General features: G+C 60.1%; 19 protein-coding genes and 1 tRNA gene. 8 read left to right on the top strand and 12 right to left on the bottom strand.

The window, feature by feature from the left end; genetic code table 11:
• Nucleotides 1-25: 25 nt before the first annotated feature.
• The 5 genes from EA473_RS15675 to EA473_RS15655 all read left to right on the top strand — a co-directional run bounded on the left by EA473_RS15675 (nt 26) and on the right by EA473_RS15655 (nt 4,605).
• A complete protein-coding gene (locus EA473_RS15675; protein ID WP_124196598.1) occupies nt 26-631 on the top strand; it encodes a chemotaxis protein CheC in 606 nt (201 codons plus the stop codon).
• On the top strand, nt 628-1,887 hold the full coding sequence (locus tag EA473_RS15670) for a chemotaxis protein CheC (RefSeq protein WP_124196597.1): 1,260 nt from the start codon (nt 628-630) through the stop codon (nt 1,885-1,887). Before EA473_RS15675 ends, EA473_RS15670 begins: the two co-directional genes overlap by 4 nt.
• A complete protein-coding gene (locus EA473_RS15665) occupies nt 1,884-2,402 on the top strand; it encodes a chemotaxis protein CheD (protein WP_124196596.1) in 519 nt (172 codons plus the stop codon). The genes EA473_RS15670 and EA473_RS15665 overlap by 4 nt, the downstream gene beginning before the upstream one ends.
• A complete protein-coding gene (locus tag EA473_RS15660) occupies nt 2,399-3,199 on the top strand; it encodes a CheR family methyltransferase (RefSeq protein WP_124196595.1) in 801 nt (266 codons plus the stop codon). The genes EA473_RS15665 and EA473_RS15660 overlap by 4 nt, the downstream gene beginning before the upstream one ends.
• Before the next feature lie 158 nt (nt 3,200-3,357).
• Complete coding sequence (locus tag EA473_RS15655; protein WP_124196594.1) at nt 3,358-4,605, top strand: hypothetical protein; 1,248 nt, start codon at nt 3,358-3,360, stop codon at nt 4,603-4,605.
• Here the strand turns inward: EA473_RS15655 and EA473_RS15650 are convergent.
• The 9 genes from EA473_RS15650 to tatA form a co-directional block, all read right to left on the bottom strand.
• Nucleotides 4,584-5,381 (bottom strand): DUF7289 family protein, encoded by a 798-nt coding sequence (locus EA473_RS15650; protein ID WP_124196593.1) that lies wholly within the window; start codon nt 5,379-5,381, stop codon nt 4,584-4,586. The two genes, EA473_RS15655 and EA473_RS15650, sit on opposite strands and share 22 nt — an antisense overlap.
• Entirely contained in the window at nt 5,378-5,845 is a 468-nt protein-coding gene (locus tag EA473_RS15645; RefSeq protein ID WP_124196592.1) for a DUF7266 family protein, read from the bottom strand. Before EA473_RS15645 ends, EA473_RS15650 begins: the two co-directional genes overlap by 4 nt.
• On the bottom strand, nt 5,842-6,720 hold the full coding sequence (locus EA473_RS15640) for a hypothetical protein (protein ID WP_124196591.1): 879 nt from the start codon (nt 6,718-6,720) through the stop codon (nt 5,842-5,844). Before EA473_RS15640 ends, EA473_RS15645 begins: the two co-directional genes overlap by 4 nt.
• A 26-nt stretch (nt 6,721-6,746) precedes the next feature.
• Nucleotides 6,747-7,373 (bottom strand): DUF7288 family protein, encoded by a 627-nt coding sequence (locus tag EA473_RS15635; protein ID WP_124196590.1) that lies wholly within the window; start codon nt 7,371-7,373, stop codon nt 6,747-6,749.
• A gap of 1 nt (nt 7,374) precedes the next feature.
• Nucleotides 7,375-7,932, bottom strand: a complete 558-nt coding sequence (locus tag EA473_RS15630) for a DUF7287 family protein (RefSeq protein ID WP_124196589.1) — start codon at nt 7,930-7,932, stop codon at nt 7,375-7,377.
• 1 nt (nt 7,933) lies between these two features.
• Complete coding sequence (locus EA473_RS15625; protein ID WP_124196588.1) at nt 7,934-10,000, bottom strand: type II secretion system F family protein; 2,067 nt, start codon at nt 9,998-10,000, stop codon at nt 7,934-7,936.
• Complete coding sequence (locus EA473_RS15620; protein WP_124196587.1) at nt 9,997-13,425, bottom strand: type II/IV secretion system ATPase subunit; 3,429 nt, start codon at nt 13,423-13,425, stop codon at nt 9,997-9,999. The genes EA473_RS15625 and EA473_RS15620 overlap by 4 nt, the downstream gene beginning before the upstream one ends.
• A 748-nt stretch (nt 13,426-14,173) precedes the next feature.
• A tRNA-Arg gene (locus EA473_RS15615) sits at nt 14,174-14,246 on the bottom strand.
• Between the two features lie 14 nt (nt 14,247-14,260).
• Entirely contained in the window at nt 14,261-14,569 is a 309-nt protein-coding gene (gene tatA, locus EA473_RS15610) for a twin-arginine translocase TatA/TatE family subunit (RefSeq protein WP_124196586.1), read from the bottom strand.
• Nucleotides 14,570-14,953: 384 nt separating this feature from the next.
• On the opposite strand from tatA, the gene EA473_RS15605 reads away from it, so the two are divergent.
• Both EA473_RS15605 and EA473_RS15600 read left to right on the top strand, forming a co-directional pair.
• Nucleotides 14,954-15,433 (top strand): redoxin domain-containing protein, encoded by a 480-nt coding sequence (locus tag EA473_RS15605; protein ID WP_124196585.1) that lies wholly within the window; start codon nt 14,954-14,956, stop codon nt 15,431-15,433.
• A 136-nt stretch (nt 15,434-15,569) separates the two neighbouring features.
• Nucleotides 15,570-16,385 carry an HD domain-containing protein gene (locus EA473_RS15600; RefSeq protein ID WP_124196584.1) on the top strand — a complete coding sequence of 272 codons (816 nt, stop codon included), beginning with the start codon at nt 15,570-15,572 and terminating at the stop codon, nt 16,383-16,385.
• Between the two features lie 10 nt (nt 16,386-16,395).
• Here the strand turns inward: EA473_RS15600 and EA473_RS15595 are convergent, their stop codons facing one another.
• The gene (locus EA473_RS15595) at nt 16,396-16,629 is read right to left on the bottom strand and encodes a helix-turn-helix domain-containing protein (protein ID WP_124196583.1); all 234 of its coding nucleotides are present in this window, start codon (nt 16,627-16,629) and stop codon (nt 16,396-16,398) included.
• A gap of 209 nt (nt 16,630-16,838) precedes the next feature.
• Between EA473_RS15595 and EA473_RS15590 the strand changes: the two genes are divergently transcribed.
• On the top strand, nt 16,839-17,033 hold the full coding sequence (locus tag EA473_RS15590; protein WP_124196582.1) for a XapX domain-containing protein: 195 nt from the start codon (nt 16,839-16,841) through the stop codon (nt 17,031-17,033).
• Nucleotides 17,034-17,100: 67 nt separating this feature from the next.
• Here EA473_RS15590 and EA473_RS15585 read toward each other — a convergent pair whose 3' ends face one another.
• Both EA473_RS15585 and EA473_RS15580 read right to left on the bottom strand, forming a co-directional pair.
• Nucleotides 17,101-17,316, bottom strand: coding sequence for a hypothetical protein (locus EA473_RS15585; RefSeq protein WP_124196581.1), 216 nt, complete (start codon nt 17,314-17,316; stop codon nt 17,101-17,103).
• 159 nt (nt 17,317-17,475) lie between these two features.
• Nucleotides 17,476-19,311: an FAD-binding protein gene (locus EA473_RS15580; RefSeq protein WP_124196580.1), complete on the bottom strand. Its 1,836-nt coding sequence runs from the start codon at nt 19,309-19,311 to the stop codon at nt 17,476-17,478.
• Nucleotide 19,312 lies beyond the last annotated feature (1 nt).

Raw genomic sequence — 19,312 nt, 5'->3', positions numbered from 1 at the left:
TACACGAACACACACGGAGTATCCAATGACGTTGAAAGTCGACATCCGAAAGCTGAGTTTCATCAACGAAATGGCGAAAGTCGGAACGAACGGCGTCGCCGACAACATGAGCAAACTAACGGGTGAAAACGCCCAGATGGAGGTGACGAAAACGAACTTCGTCGACGTCGACGACATCGAAACGCAACTCGATCCTGGAAAACGCGTCGGCGTCCGGGTTCGTCTCCTCGATCCGCCCCACGGACACATCCTCATCCTGTTTCCGGAAGCGAGCGCGAAGAAGATCACGGCGATCATGCTCAGCGACGTCGTCGACGACATGTCTGACGTCTCCGGAAAGATGGCCAGAAGCGCGGTCGAAGAGATGGGGAACATGATGGCCAGCGGGTTCATCGACGGCTGGGCCGACGTTCTCGGCCGAGTGATCGACATCGCTGCGCCACAACTCGTTTACGCGCCGGGCGGGGACATCGTCACTCGAACGGCCGGTCTCGGGGGCGACGATCTCGCGCTGTTTTTCGACTCAGATCTCACAGTGCCGAGTTATCAGATCGAAGCGGAAATCTATGCGTTCCCCGACCTCGAGGAGTTCGTCGAAATGGTCAACGGGATCGAAGTTCAAACCGCATGAAACTCGACGTTAACGCGCTTGGAACGTTCTATCGAATGGCTCGAGAAGGGACGGGGCTCGCTGCGGGTCGACTGACACACATGACCGGCGTCGAAACCCGGGTCGGCGTGACGAAGCTCAACTTCATGCGGGGCCGAGAGATCCGGCGAAACTTCGAGGACTCGAGGTCGAAAGTCGGCGTCCGAGTCGAACTATCCGGCGCGATCGAGGGCCACTCACTGATCGTCTTCGAGCGAGAGAACGCGATCCAGATCGTCGAAACCCTCCTCGAAGAGGCGGATCCGGATTCGAATCTCGAGGTCGAAGCCGACGAGTTCGATCGCATGAGTCGAAGTGCGACGACCGAAGTCGGTCACATCATGAACAGCGGATTCGTCGACGGCTGGGCGGACGTCCTCGAGACCGTTATCGACGTCTCGACCCCCGAGTTCGTCGACGGGAAGACGGCAGAGCCGTTTTTCGAAGACGTCGACGAAGCACCCGAACGCGACGACCTCGCCTTGCTCTTTCAGAGTCGGATCGAGGCGGTCGATACCGAAATCGGATTCAACCACTACCTCTTTCCGAAACGCGAGTCGATGGCCACGCTGCTCGATCGGCTCCGGACGAGCGACGGGATCGAGTACGACAAACTCGACGGCTTCGATCGGATGGCCGAACGCGGTGCCGAGGAGGTCGCCAAAACGGCGACGACGCTCACCGGCATCGAAACCAGCGTCGATATCCGTCGATTGAACTTCGTCTCGCTCGAGACGATCCCGGAGCAAGTCCCCGACGAGAAACTGGTCAGCGTGGCCTTCGAGTTCGAAGGCGTCCCCAGTGGCTACCTTATCTTCCTGTTCGACGAGCAGTCGGCACGCGAAATCGTCGACGCGATGGTTCCGTCTTCGATCGACGAAGACGGGTTCGGTGAGATGGGAACCAGTGCGATCGAGGAACTGGGGAACATCATGGCGAGTGGCTTTCTCGACGGGTGGGCGAACGTGCTGGATACTGCGATCGATCACTCGACGCCGGAGTTCGTCCACGACTTCGGTGGCGCTGCCGTCGACCCCGTCATCGTCAAACTCGGTACGAACCAGGAGTTCGCGTTCGTATTCGACACGCACGTCGTCGCCGACGACCGGGAGTTCGACTGTGAAGTGTACGCGATCGCCGACGAATCGGATCTCGAACGCGCACTGAACGACCTCGACGTCGACCGCATCGAGGAGACGCCGACGACTGCAACGTTTCAGGAAGTCGATAACGCATGAAGACCTACGGAAGCGAACCGGGCGCGCCGACATCGGTCCAGGTCGGAATCTCCGAACTGGCCGTCAGCGACGGCGACGACACGCTCAAATCCTACGGCCTGGGATCCTGTCTCGCGATCGCACTGTACGATCCCGACGGGGAGATCGGTGGACTCGCACACGCGATGTTGCCGGACGGCGATACGGCGACAAACAGCGATCGGAAACCGGGGAAGTACGCGGATACGGCGATCAGGGCGCTCCTTCGACGCATGGTCGAACGCGGCGCGAGCTACACGTCCGTCGAGGCGAAAATCGCCGGCGGGAGTGATATGTTCGAATTCGATAGCTTCGGCGACGGCGTCGGCAAACGAAACGCCGATGCGGCCAGAGAGGAACTCGAGAAACTCGGCGTTCCGCTGGTTGCAGAGGACGTCGGCGGGACACACGGTCGGACCGTCGAGTTCACTCCCGGGACCGGAACGCTCCTCGTAAAGACCTCAGACGAGGACGAAAACGGAGTGACGGAGTTGTGATCGAGGACGCTCTGGTGGCTCTCCTCGAGTTCGTCGAGGACGAACTGGCGTTCGCGACGAGCCACTACAACGACAGCTATCTCGATCGCCGCGTCTCTTCTCGAATGCGTCGAACGGGGTGTGAGAGCTACGAGGAGTACTTCGAGTTGCTTCGAACGGAGGCCGACGAACAGGAAGCGCTCCTCCAGGCGATGAGCATCAACGTAACCGGATTTTTCAGAAATCCGGACGTCTGGTCCGGGATTCGATCGGTTCTCCGGACGCTTTCCCGGGAGAACGACGAAATTCGGATCTGGAGTGCGGCGTGTGCGGACGGGCGCGAACCCTACTCACTGTCGATGCTCGTTCGAGACGATCCGCAGATCGATGCGTCCTCGCTTCGCATTCTCGGCACCGACATCAGCGAGCCGGCCCTCGAAACGGCGCGATCCGGCGTCTACACCGAGTCGCGGACGGTCGACATCCGCGAGCAACTGGACTTTCTCGACGAGTACGACCGGTACGTCGACGTCGACGACCGGACGTATCGAATCCGGCCCGAGGCGAAACGCGACGTGACGTTCGAGCGCCACGACCTCATCAACGACGGCCCCAAATCCGGGTTCGACCTGGTCGTCTGTCGTAACCTGTTCATCTACATCGACAACGAGTACAAAAAGCCGATGCTCGAGGTCATCTCCCGGTCGCTTCGCCCGAACGGATATCTCGTGATCGGCAAGGCGGAGACGATTCCCCCAACTCTCAGCACCGAGTTCGCGGTACGAGACGCGCGACTCCGAATCTATCAGCGGGAATGATAGACGTCCGAAATCGACGGATTCTGCGGGAGAGTACGGTTTTGGCCCCAGACGCCGTGCGGTAACCCGACCGACGACTCCTGTTGGCTGGCCAGGCGTCTTTCTCTCGCTGAGTGACACCGACCATTACATGATCGTCGACCGAATACGTCCGAACGATGACCGGCCCCGACTTTCGCTCGTTCGTTTCCCGCTCGCGGACGCTGGTCGATTCGTCACCCCCGACGACCGAACGCGAAACGCGAACCTGGCTCGTCACGCCGTTTCTCGAGACCCTCGGGTGGGACGTTCACGCGGATTCGACGCTGGCCGACGCCACCGTCGAGGACGTCCGCCTCGAGTACGTCCTCTCGGTCGACTCGATCCCCGCCGTCTTCGTCGCCGTCGAACCGTTCGATACCTCCCTCGAGGAGGCTCGTGCCAGGGAGCTTCTCGAAGCGATGTCGTGGACGGGCGTCGACCGTACGATCTACACGAACGGCCGTGAGTATTTCCTGCTCGCCGGGACGACGGACGTCGATCGACTCGCCTGTCGGCTTCCGTCGCTTCCGGACCACGAATCGTCGTTCGCCCACTTCTCGCGGGCCGCACTCGCCGGTCGCCTCGAGCGCCACTCCCGCGAGCACGTCGCCCGCCAACTCGCCCTCGAGCGAGCGCCGATCGTCGAGTCGATCGCGCAGCGGCTGACGACGGCAATCGGCGGCGGGGACGCGTACGCAGGCGAGTTCGAGTCCGCCGCCGAACGATTCCTCGACCGCCTCGTCGTCTCCTTTTCAGGCGACGAGTACGATCGATTCGAATCCGATTCGTCGGACGTTTCGCTGCGCTTTACCGACTCCTCGTCCCCCAGCGGCGAAACGAAATCGGTCGAGGGGGGAGCCGACCAGCGGAGGAACGTAGACGACGGAGAATACCGACCAGAAGGCGCCGAACAGTCTGAATCGGTCGCCGTCGAGCACTCCCCTGACGAACTCGACGATCGACCAGACGGCCAGTCGGACCCCGACACACTCGCGGATGCGAACGGCGAGTCAGCCGAAGACGGCGCAGAAACCGACGGCGAATTCGTCGCCCGATTTTTTAACGATCGGGGCTCGATCGGCGCGATCGGCCACTCCCGATCGGACGAGGCGCTCGTTCACGCGGCGGAGTACCTCTTCGAACGCGGACTCTCGGGTATCAGGCTCCCCTGGGCTCCGGACGGGGAAGGCACCGTCCTGAACGACGAGCCCACACGGGCCGACGGCTCGCCGATGGCCACGAGGCGACAGCTCTCGAACGGGCTGTATCTCGAGACGGGCGGCGACGTCGACGAACACGCCGCTCGAGTCGAAGCGCTCGCCTCTCGAGCCGGATTACGCGTGATGGTAACCGGCGACTGGGATCAGTCGTCCAGTTCCGGGTAGTCGATATCGATCTCGACGATATCGATCGACACCCGGTCGGCATCGCATTCCCACTGGCTTGTCCCCTCGTTCCAGTGCTCGTCGTTCTCGAGGTACGTCTGCCAGCCGTCCTCGTACGGGCCGCTGTCGACTTCGATCTCGACGGACTCGACATCCTCGTCGTAGTACTCCCTCGTACTACCCTCGTGTGCCATTCGGAACTCGACGGCCTCGCTGCTCTGGATCGATCGACCGTCTTCGGAGATTTTCGCGAGCGAGATCAGTGCGGTGTTCGTCTCCTCGCGACAGGTAATCATCGGCTCGGAGAGGACGCCACTCGTTCCGTCGCTCTCGCGGAAGACGCCGCCGCCGACGTAAGCGATCGATTCGGACGGACCGCCGCTTTCGTAGACGAACGCGCCGAGATCGTCGGAGCCGTACTCGTCGTCCCACGACCAGTGATCGTCAGGTCCACTGCTGTTCGTTACCCGTATCTCGAGTCTGGTTCCGGCCTCGCCGGGGGAGACGGTTCCCTGTCGTAGCCGGAGATCACTTGACCGGTGGGTGACGGCGTCGTTTTTCACGAGTTGATTTCCGTTGGTGGCGAACGCGTCCATCGATCGTTCGGCGTTCGCGAGTCGCTCGTTCTCCTGATAGTCTTCGATCGCCTGAAAGCCGACGAGCCCCACCAGGGCGACGGAGGTGAGGACGATCGAGAAGATGAGAACGAAGCTCAGCAGTTCGGTGACTGCCCGCTCGTCGGGCGAACTCTCCCGTGTCGTCGGTTCGCGGATCATCGAACCCCCACACTGTCTCCGTCGTGGACAATTTCAATCGTTCCGGAGGTCGCCGAACTCCCGGCTTCGATATCGACGTCGTCCGAAATCGGGACGAACACCTCGGTCCCGCCGACACTCGTCGCCAGATAGAGACAGTTCGTCCCGCCGTCGAGAAGCGGTCCGTCACAGTCCTCGCGTAATTCCACGCTGTACGACGAGCCTGCAACTGTTCGGGGATGGTTCGTCGTGATGGTCACCGTATCCCCACCACTGCCCAGTCGATCCGCCCGCGTAATCTCTCCCGCCAGCCGCTCGCCGATCGTCTCGAGGGATCCGTCGGCGCTCATTTCCGTCTGCGTCTCGAGCATCGCCCCCGAACTCAAGAACAGCCCCGCGATGAGGATGGTCGTCATCGCCATCGTGAGAACGTGAGTGATGGCACTCGAGAGGGCGCGCGAATCGTGGGCCAGAACGCTCTTCATAGTAGATCACTGTAGAGATCGACTTCGATCGTCCGTTCGGTCGCGACCTCGTTGGAATCGTACGTATACGTTATTTCGGCCACCCACGGAAATTCTTCAGCACCGGCCCCCTCTTGGACACTCCCAACGCCGATGAGGTCGTAATCTATTTCGCTCGAGCGTTCCGTTACTTCGACCCGTTCGATCTCCATTCCCCGCTCTAGGACTTCGAAGTCACAACTGTCCGGTCCTGAGCGTGTGTCGACTTCACCAGACATGAAATCGACGCCATCGATCCTGTCTTGAACATCGCACACTCCGTTAGGATGTCTAATTTCTTCTTGACCTTGGTCGACGACGAACTCAAACTCATCTCCGTCAGGGGTTTCGATAGTGAATGCCTCGTTGTTGCCCGCACCCCTGTCAAAACCGCTTGCTTCGAATTCGAATAGATATCCGTGCGAACCAGTACGGTTTAATACCTCTTCTTCAGTCCCGCTCCGTCCGGGGAGACTTTCACCGTCTATTGCGCTAATCGATACGGACCCAGATACGTCAGTCACCCGGAGTGTGTGAGGCGTTCGTTCGGTCGTCATGTTTTGAAAGACCGGCAAGAACTCCTCGTTGAGGGCACTCTCCCACTCGTCCTCGTCATAGAACTGATCCGCGAAGTCCTCTTCGCCGAGTCTGCCCTCGAACCCGTCTTCGTGCTCTTCTACGTACGAATACCCAAATCCTTGGACTCCGTTTTCGAGTTCAGATGCGGTCGTTTCTACCTGCGCCATACTCTGTCCGGTCTCGCTCGAGGACAACTCCTCAGTATGAACTAATCCGTTGAAGGCGACGATCGTTCCGAGGACGACGAACGCGATGACGATTCCGCCGATGAGGATCATCTGGCCCCGATCCGGAGTGTCGGTCGTTACCATGCGGTCACCCGCACCTCCACGACGTTGTAGATGTGATCGGTGTCCGGAGCACCGTCCGGGATTTCGTTCCCTTTTATCGATTCGCCGCTGTCGACGATCCTTCCGTTGGTCCTGTCGATTTCGGTCATGTTCTGGTTCTCGTGTAACGTCACCGTATAACTCGCCGTCACGGCGCTGGGATCGGTGGTGTACGACCCCATGACCGGCGCAGTTTCCGTCTCGATTTCGTTCGAATTTTCACTCTCGTTCAGGTAGACGAACTCGACGCCGTACCGATCGCCGACGCCCGACCCGGAGAAGTGGTCCTCGAGAATCCCGCCGAGGACGAAGTACTCCGCGAAATCCTCCTCGTCGACGTACCCCAGTTCGGCCCAGTGGCGGACGAGTTCAGAGAGGGAACCGTTACCTTCCTCCGCGTGGGCCGCGACCACGAGCGCGTCCTGTAATTCCTGCTGGTTCTGTGCCTGAGCCGTCTGATCGATCGCCCCACCGGTCCCCGGTGCGACCACCACCGACTGCATCGCGAACAACAGCGCAAAGAGGACGATCGCCGCCGCCGCGAACCCCTCGAGTGTGTACATCTGCCCTCTCTGATCGTCCGGCTGGCGATTCGTCTTCATGTTACCACATCCGCACCTCGAGTTTCACGGGTTCTCCCTCGTGGTCGATGGGTTCGTCCGGCCCCACATCGACGTTCGTAACCGTCACGATACGAGTGATCTGAGCTGCCGGCTCGTTGTCGTATTCATCACCAGCAGCGAAAGGCCCACCAGCGCCAGGCACTCCAACGGTCACGTTCAGTGGTTCCTCATCAGGACCAGCATCGAGCGCGCGAACGGTAATATTCACACGATCGAATCGGTGATCATCCGTAGCACGTAAGCCAAGGGGTTCTTCCAAATCATCCTTATCGATGTATTTTCTCGCGAACACGTGCCCATCGAGTTCGTTCGGCGTCTCCGTCTCCGTCTCGTTGATGACCGTCCACGCGACTCGCTCGACCTGGGCCGTGTCGTCGCCGTCGATCGACGCCGTCTGGGTCGCGATGAAGTCGGGAACCGTCGTGAAGACGAACGCGACTGCGATCACGAAGATCCCGATTCCGACGACGAAATCCTGTGTCGTCTGTCCGCGTCCTCGAACGCCCACCGACACCGTCCGTGGTCGCTCTCGAGTCATCTCAGGCCACCATCGTCCAGCCGATGAGCGCGATCGTCGCGAGCGCGATCACGTACTTCAGGCCGCTCAGGATGTCCGCATCACGGATATACCCGCAGATGAACCCGGAGATGATCCCCTGCAGTGTGATCGCGTGGAAGAACAACACCGACAGCATGTCGACGTCGATGTTCTCGCTGAGATCCGCATCAGCGAGTTCGTCGCCCGCCTCGGCCCCGCTCGTCGCGCCGCCGGTTCCGAGGCCGGCCATCGTGTCGATGAACTGCGTCTTGAGGATCGCGATGACGGCGAGGACCGTCATGAACGTCATGATGATGATGACGACCTGCATTCGGGTTCGGGACTTCCGTTCTCGCTCGAGGTCGTCGTGGTTCTCGCTTGCCTGTGCGGCGGTCCGGAGGACGTCCGAAATCTGGTTCGACGCCTCCTGGGCTTCGGTGATCAGCCGCGTCGTTCGTGCGAGCCTGGGAATGTGGTACTTGTTGTTGAATTCGATTAGCGACTCCTTCAGACTCATCCCGTAGTTGACCTTCGTGTGCATCAACTCGAACTCGCGTGCGAGTTTTCCGCTCGTGGTATCGGAGACCGTCTTGAGCGACTCGAGTAACGTCAGACCCGTATCGTTCGAACTCGAGAGCTTTCGGAGGTCCTCGGAGAGTTGATTGACGACGGCGGTCCGGTGGCGGACGTTCCACTCTCTGAAAATCGCAAGCGGGATGGCGATGATGTAGAGGGGAGCGTAGACGTAGATGAAGGTCCCCCAGATCGGGTTGGACAACAGCCCGGTCCACGAGAGCGGTGCCGAGCCGTTGACGACTGCGGCGGCGACGACCGCAAGCGACGCGGGGACCGTCAGTGCGAGCGTGTACAGGGGGTTATCCCGGAAGAACACGTGCGGTTGTCGCAACACGTTCATCGTCTCGTGAGCACCCTCTCGGTTTTTGATTCGGTCGAAAATGTTGCGTTCGCCCGCGAACTGATTGACGAGGCCGAGGTTGAGCACTCCCTGATCGCGGGGGTCCTGAACGCGTCGTCCGGTCCCGCTCATGGTCAGATACCCGTCGCCGGGTTCGTCGTGTTTGACCGTCGAAACGAGGACGATAAACGCGACTCCGATCAGCGGAATCAACGCGTAGACCGTCATGTAAAGCAAGTTGTCGGCGACCTCCGCCTGTGGGATCATCTGCATGACGACCATGATGATGATCAAAAGCAGCGGGAACAACGACAACGTCATGTACATCTCGCCGAACAACTCGAGCGTCTCGAGGGTGAGCTCTTGCTCTTGCTTGGCCGTTCGCATGTGTTTTTCCTTCTTGTCCTCGAGGAAACTCTGCATGTCACCGCCGCTGTTGACGATCGAAAGCATGTCGGTCAGAAACTGAGACAGTTCGTTGCTGGGCGTTTCGATCGCCTGTTTTCGGATCGCGGTTCGGTAGTCGACGCCGAAGTACTCGGTCTCTTTGACGATGCTCTGGAACTCCTTCGAGACCTCGCCGTAGGTGTCGTCGGCTTCGGCCATCGCCTCGATGATCTCGAGTTGGTTGAGCCCGCCGACCGACAGCGCGTACATAAACGAGACGGAGTCGGTGAGCAACATGTTGATCTCGCGTTTTCGATTCGAGACACGCGAGTACGGAATCGCGACGAGCGATCCGAACCCGAGGACGAATCCGATCGTTCCGAACACGAGTCCCGTGACGGTGATAAGCGTCGGAATTCGGAGTAACTCGATTATCTCGAGAACCGTCGGGTTTCCGACCGGGATTCCGATGATGTGCTCGACGTGGATCAGCCCTGTCGCGAACAGGCCCCAGCCGAGAACCATTCCGAGCAACCACAGCGCGAACCCGGATATAACGCCGATCCCGAGCGCTCGCGAGAGATAGAGTTCGACGGTGTCGGTCATCCGCGCTTGGGCGAGTTTGGTCTCGACGTCGGAGACGAACTCGCTATCTTCGTCGAACAGCCGTCGGTACAGGGGGTAAAACGCATCTCCGAGTGCGTCCGAGCCGGTCGAGACGCCGTCTCCCCCGCCGACGCCACGGTCGTCGGTCTGAAGGCTCATTCGTCGCTTTCCTCGCTTTCCTCGCTTTCACTGTCGTTTCCGGACTCGTCGGTACTCCGATCAAACAGGGAATCGCCGTCGCTCGAGTCGGTCACACCGTCGAATAGTGACCCTCCGTCGGGTTCGTCGTCGGGTTCGTCCCCGAACGGCGAGTTCTGTTGCGTTCCGAAGATCGATTCGTCGGTGTGTTCGGTGTCCTCACGGGACCGCTCGTGTTCGGTGTCCTCACGGGGTCGTTCGTCTTCGTTCTCGCCGGAGTGGCTATCGGGGGGTTGCGTATCCTCGAGTTCGTCGCTGAAATCCGCGGAGGTCTCCTCGTCGTCCCGCTCGGGATCGAACACCGCATCGAGTTCACCTTCGGGGAACGTCGGACCGTCGGTTCGGTTCTCGGTGCCACCGGAGGACGTCGATTCGCTGGGCTCGACTTCGTCGATCGTCTCGAGGGTCTCGTCCATATCGTCGAACAGCCCCCCGAGCGACTCCTCCGCTTCAGAGCCAGTCACTCCCTCACTGGGAGTGGCTTCGGCCGGTTCGGACGCGTCGTCAGTATCCCAGCTCGGTGAGTCGAGGGCATCGCTCCCCTCGGTTTCGCTTCTCGCTGTCTCGAGGGACTCGACGTCCGTCTCGTCCGCAGGCTCGATCGCCGGGGTATCGTCGTCGGCCGGTTCGAGTCGATCGTCGGCCGATGCGGTCGCGACTCCGTCTTCCGTCTCGAACCAGTCGGGTTCGTCCGCCTCGTCGATATCCGAATCGAAACTCGCCGAATCGTCGTCGAGTCCCCACTCCGCTTCGTCGAGGCCGCTGGTGAAGTCGAACTCGTCGTCCGATTCGACATCGATCGGCTCTTCGGGTTCGACGTCGCCGAGCGCGCTCGCGAGGCCGCTTGGAACCTTGCCGCGATACTCGTCGAACAACGACTCTTCGGCGCGCTCGAGGATGTCCATCGAGAGGTTGTACGTCTCCGTCGTCGAGGACGGACGGGGGACGAGCGCTTCTTTGTCCTGATCGACGTCGATCAGGACGCTCTCCATCTCCCGGAGGTCGTCGAGGCTATCCTCGAGTTGGCCGTTTGCGATGAGGGTCAGGATCGTATCGGGATCGTTGATAAACGCCTGGACGGTTGCAGCGACTTCGGCGTAGGTGTTGAGTTCGTTTTTGATGAGGTACGCGAGGATTATCTCACGTTTGAACAGTTCTTCCTCCAGCTTTTCTTTGCTCCACCCGCGATCGAACTGAATCTCCTCTAGCGTGTTCGAGTCCCCCATCTTGAGGAACTCGTCGGTTTCGGCCTGCCACTGGTAGACGTCCTGTACGTTGATCTCGTCGTGTTCGGCCTCGTAGTGGTTGATTTCGGTCAGTGACTTGTTTCGGCGGACTTTCGTTCCCTGAACCCGCGTCTGCGTCTGGATCGAAACCAGATCCAGCGCGGTGAACATCGTCTTCGAGACGTTGATCGGGTCGGTAGTAAACCGCTTGAGCACCTCGTCGACGGAGTCCGCGTGGAACGTGGTGTAGGTCGTGTGACCCGTCGACATGACCTGAAACAGCGTCCGCCCCTCTTCACCCCGGATCTCCCCCATCACGATGTAGTCGGGGCGCTGACGAAGCGCGGCCTCGAGGAGGTCGAACTCGTCGACGTCCCCAGCAGAGTCGTCGTTGAACGACGGTCTGGTGACACTCGCGATCCAGTTACGCTGTGGGAGTTCGACCTCCCGCGTGTCCTCGATAGAGACGATCTTTGCGTTACTCGGAATAAACAGCGAGACGGCGTTCAGCGACGTCGTCTTCCCGGATGCTGTTCCGCCAGCGAAGATCAGACTCTTGTGATTTTCGATCGCCAGCCAGAGAAACGCCATCTCGTCCAGGCTGAAGGTGTTCCAGTTGATGAGGTCGATCGGGGTAAACGGGACGTCTTTGAACTGACGGATCGTGTAGTTCGTCCCGTGGTCCGAGACTTCTTTCCCGAGCGTGAGTTGGGCACGTGATCCGTCGGGGAGGGTCGCGTCGACCTGTGGGAGTCGTTTGCTGATCCCTTTCCCCGATCGCTGTGCGAGTTTGACGACGAAGTCGTCGAGTTCGTCCTCGCCGTGATAGATGTTGCTGATGATCTGTTCGTACTCGGAGTGGTAGACGAACACCGGCGAGTTGTACCCGTCACACGAGATGTCCTCCACGTTGATGTCGTGTTTGATTCCGTCGATTCGCTCGTAGCCGATGAAATCGCGCTTGAGCAGGTACAACAGCTTCTCGACCTGGTACTCGGATAACGTATCAGGGTCTTCCTCGAGAACGATCGGTTCCGGCCGAACTTCGATCCCCTCGAGTTCGGTCGCCTCCGGCTCGTCTTCGTCGTCGTCCGATAGCACCGTCTGTATCGACTCGAGGAGTCCCGCTTTCGTACTTCCAGCGGTCTTTTCGAAGAGATCGTACCGCTTTAGCAGTCGTCTGGTCTCCGTTTCGATCACCGCCCGTCTCCCCTCTTCGTTCGCCTTCTTCTGTATTCCCTCTTCGGAGTACTTGATCGCACGCCTGAGTTTTCCGGTCAGAAACTCCTCGAGTTCCAGTTCGATCTCGTTGAGATACGGCTCGACGACGTAGTACTTCTTCTCGTTTTCCTTCTCGGAGTGAAAGATTATCACGCACGCGTAGGGTTTGTTCACCCAGTAGCGCTCTACCTCCCTGAAGTGGGTTTTCTTCTCGAGTGGAACCGCTTTTTCGAGGTCGTACCGGTTGGTGACGGTAGTGTTGCCGTCGTCAGTGGAGAAGAACTCGTCTTCGTCGAAGTCGTCCTGAACCGAGACCGTCCGTTCGTCGATGATCTCGTCGAGGGCCATCGCGATGTCGTCACCGTGTGAGAGCTGTTCGTCGACGTGATCCGGATCGAATCCCAGTGCCTCCTCGCCATCGAAGGGGACGATCTCGCCGTCGCCGTCGCGCGGCCTGTTTCCGTTTTCGTCGTAGTAGTACTCCCACTTGTAGTGTTCCCACGACCAGACGTCCTTGACGACCGGTGTGGTTTCCGGATCGCAGTGCTCGAGAAATCGGTCCTGGAGGAACTCCGCGCCGTCCCCACAGACCGGGAGGATCCACTCGGTCAACTCGTCCGGGTGATATCCCAGGTACGCGTCGGGATCGAACTCGACGCGATCCCAGTCGTCCCCTCGAGGAACTCTCGCGGCGTTCTCGTCGGTATCTAATCCGAGTTGGTCACTCGCCCTCGACTCCGCTTCCGAATAGAGGGAAGAAACGTCGTCGGCGTGCCCGAACTCTTGCATGAAGTCTGCCCACGTGTAGTCGCCGACGCGAACCGACGTGCCCGATTCCGTTTCAGCGACCTGACCCGATGGTGCCCCCGACGCGGAATCGGATGCCTTGCCCTCCGAAAATTCCCCGGCATCCGATTGGTCGGCCTCGTCAATAGCCATTGGTACCATCCAAACCCTCACCCTTCAAAAAATTCATGTGCGGATTATCATTCCTGATAACTCTGCCGTGTGTTCGTTTTATCGGACCTGAAACCGATAATTTACCTATTTACACTCGTCGACCAGACACACCATAATGTGTACATTATCGACTTTCATCGAAAGCCAGTTGTCGTTAATTGCCTATATACGGGGATAATCGAATAGCGGTCCACATACCACGGCTCCTTCGAACGTCGCGTTTTCTTCCCATCGTACTCGAGCTGGTGTCTTTCCGTTTCAACGGTACACGTAGACTGAAATTCTGGCCAAAATAGTAAATATAATCTCCGTCTTCTGTTCGCACAAACGATCAAATGGTTGACTTTTGTCGGGCGGGCTACATAGCGCGTTTGCATTCGGTGAACCGACACAGATCGAGATACTGCGCACACGACGTGTTCTCGGTTGCGAGCCGGTAGACGCTCGTGTTGGTCGGGAGTCCGTCTGCGATCTACCGGCATATCGGTGCAGCAATCCGAATCACTGCGTGGCGGAATTCGAACGATGCGAACGGCTCGGCTCTCTCGTTGTTTTCTTTTCCGAATCCCGCTCGTCCCGGTATCGGCCCCGCTGTCGGTCGCAGGAATATGGACGTGGCGGGATTCGAACCACGCCCGAGAACCCGCTCACTGCGTTCGCGGAACCTCGGTCTCGTTCGAACCCCGTCCAGGTCCGCTTTCGGCTTCGCTGACGCTCAGCACGAAAACGGGCGTGACGGGATTCGAACCCGCGATCAGGAGGTTAGGAACCTCCTGCCCTCTCCGCTAGGCCACACGCCCTTCTCGAGAAAAGGCTAGTTCGATTCGGTCTCCGATTCGGTTTCGGTTTCGGAGTCCGTCTCCTCGGTGGTGACCGGCTCGGTATCGACGAAGTCTTCGTCTGGTTCGTCGATGTCCTCGAATTCTCCGTCGCGCATTTCCTCGAGTTCTGTTTCGACCTTTTCACGCCCCTTCTGGAATTCGCCCATGGCCTCCCCTGTCGAACGGGCCAGCTTCGGGATTTTGTTTGCCCCGAACAGCAAGATGGCGATGAAAAGGATGATCAGTAGTTCCGGACCCCCGGGTGCACCAGGGATGAACAGCGGTGCGATTTCGGCTACCATCTCTATGCGTGGGTTACCGGCTGGCAATTATAACCTTTTTGCCTCGGGCAGTGATTCAAGAAAGTCCGCATACATGCTTCGAGACCGATCTCCGGTCGAAACGGCCGTGAGGGGGAGAGTAATCGGGAAATATCAATGCACTCCCGCTCGCGGACCGGTTGCTGCTCGAGGCGGCGCCAATCGAACCCCGTCGAGTGACTCGTGCTCCGTCACACACGCTTGCGACGGTCCGTTGTAACGGTTTCCCGGAAACCGGGTACAGGTTCGCGCTCTCCCGGAACTGATGGCCGACAGTGCGTTTGGCCTCGTGGGTCGGTCGAGCGGGGGATCGAAAATGGTGCGTAAACGAAACTGTCTTTCCCGCGAGAACGTAATCGAACGACGATGCCTGAAACTGGTGACACCGCACCCGATTTCACCGTACCGCTTGCAAATGGCGACGTCGACTCGTTTACCTTCTCGGAGGCGCTCGCGTCCGAGGGCCCGATCGTCCTCGCGTTCTTCCCCGGCGCGTTCACGGGCGTCTGTACCGACGAGATGTGTACGTTCCAGGGTCGCCTCTCGGCGTTCGACGACGTCGGCGCGTCCGTCTACGGGATCAGCCGTGACTCCCCGTTCGCCCTCAACGAGTTCCGCGAGCAAAACGACCTCGAGTTCGGCCTGTTGAGCGATTTCAACGGAGACGTGATCGGGGAGTACGGGATCGAAATGGACTTCGAGGATCTCGGCGTCTACGGCGTCGCCAAGCGATCGGTGTTCGTCGTCGACGACGATCGGGAGGTCGTCTACTCGTGGGTCAGCGACGACCCGGGCGTCGAACCCGAGTACGCCGAAGTCGAAGCTGCGGTCGAAGAGACGGCCTGATACGGATTGCTGTACCTGTATACCGGAGACCGCGGGACGGGCCCGGTCTTCGGCAACGACGTACAGTAAACCGTATGATAGCACCCTGATTGCCACTCAGCGCAGGGCTTTTTTAGTCGGCAGTCGACGATTCGGTATGAACGATTTCGCCGCCGACGAGGATCCCCAACGCGTCTACTCTCCCGACGACGACCACAACTTTCCGGACGAGAAGTTAAACACCGTCCTCGAGTTCGTCGACGACGACGAGGAAATTCAGACGTATCTCGAGGCCCAGAACGTCAACGCGGTCGACCGGATGCAGTACAACGACCACGGCACGAAACACATCGAGATCGTTCGGAATCGAGCGCTGTGTCTGTACGATCTGCTCAAGGCGGGCGACGTCGATTTCAACGGCGCTCGCCAGCAGGGACTTGCCGAAGAGGACGAATCGGTCATCATCGCGCTCGCGGCGACCTTACACGACGTCGGCCACGTCGTCCACCGAGACGAACACGTCTACTACTCGATCCCGCTTGCCGCCACCATCCTCGACCGGGTTCTCGACGAGTTTTACGATCTCGCAGATACCGTTCGAATGAAAGGCGAGGTGTTACACGCGATACTCTGTCATCACACGGCCGAAACGCCGCTGACGACGGAAGCCGGCGTAATTCGCGTCTCCGACGCGCTGGATATGGAAAGCGGCCGGTCTCGTATCCCCTACGAACACGGCGGTCGAGGAATCAACACGCTCTCGAGTCAAGCGATCAAGCGCGTGTCACTGTACGAAGGGAAGGCCTGTCCGGTCATGGTCGAAATCGCGATGACGAACGCCGCCGGCGTCTACCAGGTCGACAATCTGTTGAAGGCGAAACTCCGTGGATCGGGACTCGAAGACGAGATTCGTATCGTCGCAGTCAACACGAACGAATCGCACGAACAACTGGTCGAGCGGATCGAACTATAGGGCCTCGTTCTCACTCGACCCGTCGAAGTTCGTACCGCCCGTTCTCCCGCTCGACGTGATCCCGTTCACGGAGGGTTCCGATGATCGAAAGGGCGTTTCCCTTGCTGATGTCGAGGTCCGAACGAATGTCGTCAGCCGTCGCTCCCCCGTTCGTCGCGAGATAGTAGTAAACCAGCTTCGCTCGCGGAGTGGTAATGTCGTCGGGCACCGCCACGTCGATTTCCTGCTCCACTGTCGAGTTCATATTCGACATCTGAATTTCGACGATATTAAATCTGTATTTCAACGATCGTCGAAATATCGGCTCGCGGCGGTAACTCTCTTCGGTGGAACGACTGTCGATCGGCGGAAGAAATCACCGAGGACGGGCTGAGGCGGGCGGTTTCGACGGAATCAGTGATTGTACCGATCGTCGTATCGTTTTTGTACGCTCCCCGAAGATGAGTGTATGCGATGTCGACTCACATCACGGTTCTTGCACTCCTGACCGGCCTGGTGACCGGTGCCCTGTTTCGATTCCTGAACATTCCGATCCCCGCACCGCCGGAACTTCCCGGCGTCATGGGTATCGTCGGGATTTTCGTCGGGTACAAACTGATCGAGTACTTCGACGTCGGCGTCGACCTTCTCGAGATGCTCGGTGCCTGATCCGCCGACGGATACCGGTCGCCGCGTTCGTCTATCCGCGTCGGTGGGTCGGTGACCTGTCGCGCGTTCAGTTTCGGCTGTCGAACGACGAACTCACCCACTCGAGACCGAGAAGGACGACTCCCAGGGCAGCGAGCGGGACGAGGACGAGACCGAGCAGAAAGCCGAGCGTTCGAGCGACTGTTCCAAGCAAAATGACGACGACGGCCACGAGCAAGACGAGACACGCGACCAGCAGTCGTTCGATCCGAAACAACCGTCGCTGGAGCTGCGCTTCGTCCATCGACGGGAGTTTCGGCCGATCATGTGAAATGTCTGACTGTTTTCCACGCCGGCTACTCGGACCCGCCAGTGAAAAGCGAGCGTGACGGAAACGGGAGGACCCGAGACGAGAGACCGAAGGACGTGAGGAGTGCGGACCGGGGAAGAAACCGAGTGCGAGTCAGTAGCTACGTTCTTTCGGCTCGTACGTTTTGTCCTCGCCCTCGAGGATGACCGGTCGGTAGAAGATCGACGGATCGCCGCCGTCCCAGGAGATGAGCGTGTGTTTGAGCCAGTTTTCGTCGTCGCGAATCTGGTTTTCCTGTCGCCAGTGTGCACCCCGGAACTCGTTTCGGACGAGCGCGCCGAGCGCGATCGTTTCGGCGACGTCGATCAGGTTGCGCGTCTCGTAGGTCTGCTGGAGGTCGGTGTTGAACGTCCGCGACGGATCGTCGACGTAGACGTCCTGATACTCCTCGCGACACTCTCGGATGATCGAAAGCGCCTTTTTGACCCCGTCTTCGGTCCGGAAGACGTTCACGTAGTCGGTCATCGCGTTTTGCAGTTTCGAGCGGATCTCGGCGTGCTGGACGCCGCTGTCTTTGTCCATCAGCCGATCGACGCGTTCGCGCTCGCGTTCGACCGCACGCTCGAGAGAACCGACGCCCGTCGCGACGCCACCGTCCGCGGCGACGTCGCCGCTCGATCCCACGCCGGCAGCGCCGGGCTGAACCGGAAGGTCGGCGTCGGTTTCGTCTTCGACGTCGTCGCCGTAGCCGGTCTCTATTTCCGGTTCGCCGAGGTCCTCTCCGGCGGCGTGACGGCCGGCGCGCTTGCCGAAGACGATGAGTTCGGGGAGCGCGTTGCCGCCCAGTCGGTTGCCCCCGTGGACGGAGACGCAGGCGCACTCGCCGGCCGCGTAGAGGCCGTCGATGCAGGTCTGGCCGTTCTCGTCGACGTCGATGCCGCCCATGGCGTAGTGCTGGCCGGGTTTGACAGGCATCGGTTCGACGAGGCCGTCGACGCCCTCGAAGTCCTCCGCGAGGTGGAGGATGTTCTCCAGGCGGTCGAGGATACGCTCTTCGCCCAGATGACGCATGTCGAGGTGGACGTACTCGTCGTTGACGCCGCGGCCCTCACCGACCTCGGTGAGTTCCGCGCGGGCGACGACGTCGCGGCTCGCGAGTTCGCCGTCGTTTTTCGCGTAGCCGTACTCGAACATGAACCGCTCGCCCTCGGCGTTGTAGAGGATGCCGCCCTCGCCGCGGACGCCCTCGGAGATGAGGACGCCGGTCGACGGCAGCGACGTCGGGTGGAACTGGATGAACTCCATGTCCTCGAGCGGCGCGCCGGCGCGGTAGGCCATCGCGTGGCCGTCGCCGGTACAGGAGACGGCGTTGGTGGTGTGATCGAACGCCTGTCCCGGTCCGCCTGTCGCGAGGACGACGCCCTGGTTGGCTTTGAAGCCCTCGATCTGACCGGACTGGACGTCGTAGGCGACGACACCGTGACACTCACGGTCGTTCGGGTCCGGTTCGTCGCTGGTCGCGAGGTTCATCACGTACCACTCGTCGTACACCTGGATGCCGCGTTTGACGACCTGCTCGTACATCACGTGCAACAGGTGGTGGCCGGTTTCGGCACCGGCGTAGGTCGTTCGCGGGAACGAGAGGCCGCCGAACGGGCGCTGGGAGACGCGGCCGTCGTCCTCTCGTGAGAAGGGCATCCCCCAGTGTTCCAGATTGATCGTCTCCTCGGGGGCATCCTGTGCGAGGGTCTCGACTGCGGGCGCGTCGCCCAGATAGTCGGAGCCCTTCATCGTGTCGTAGGCGTGCAGTTCCCAGTCGTCGCCCTCTCTGAGGGCGGCGTTGATCCCGCCTTCGGCCGCGCCGGTGTGGCTGCGGACCGGGTGGAGTTTCGAGACGATCGCCGTGTCTGCTCCCGCCTCGTTCGCTGCGATCGCGGCTCGGAGGCCGGCGCCGCCCGCGCCGACCACGATGACGTCGTGTTCGTACATA

Source organism: Natrarchaeobius chitinivorans, assembly GCF_003841505.1.
Classification (GTDB): domain Archaea; phylum Halobacteriota; class Halobacteria; order Halobacteriales; family Natrialbaceae; genus Natrarchaeobius; species Natrarchaeobius chitinivorans.
This window is presented reverse-complemented; position numbering and strand designations above follow the sequence as displayed.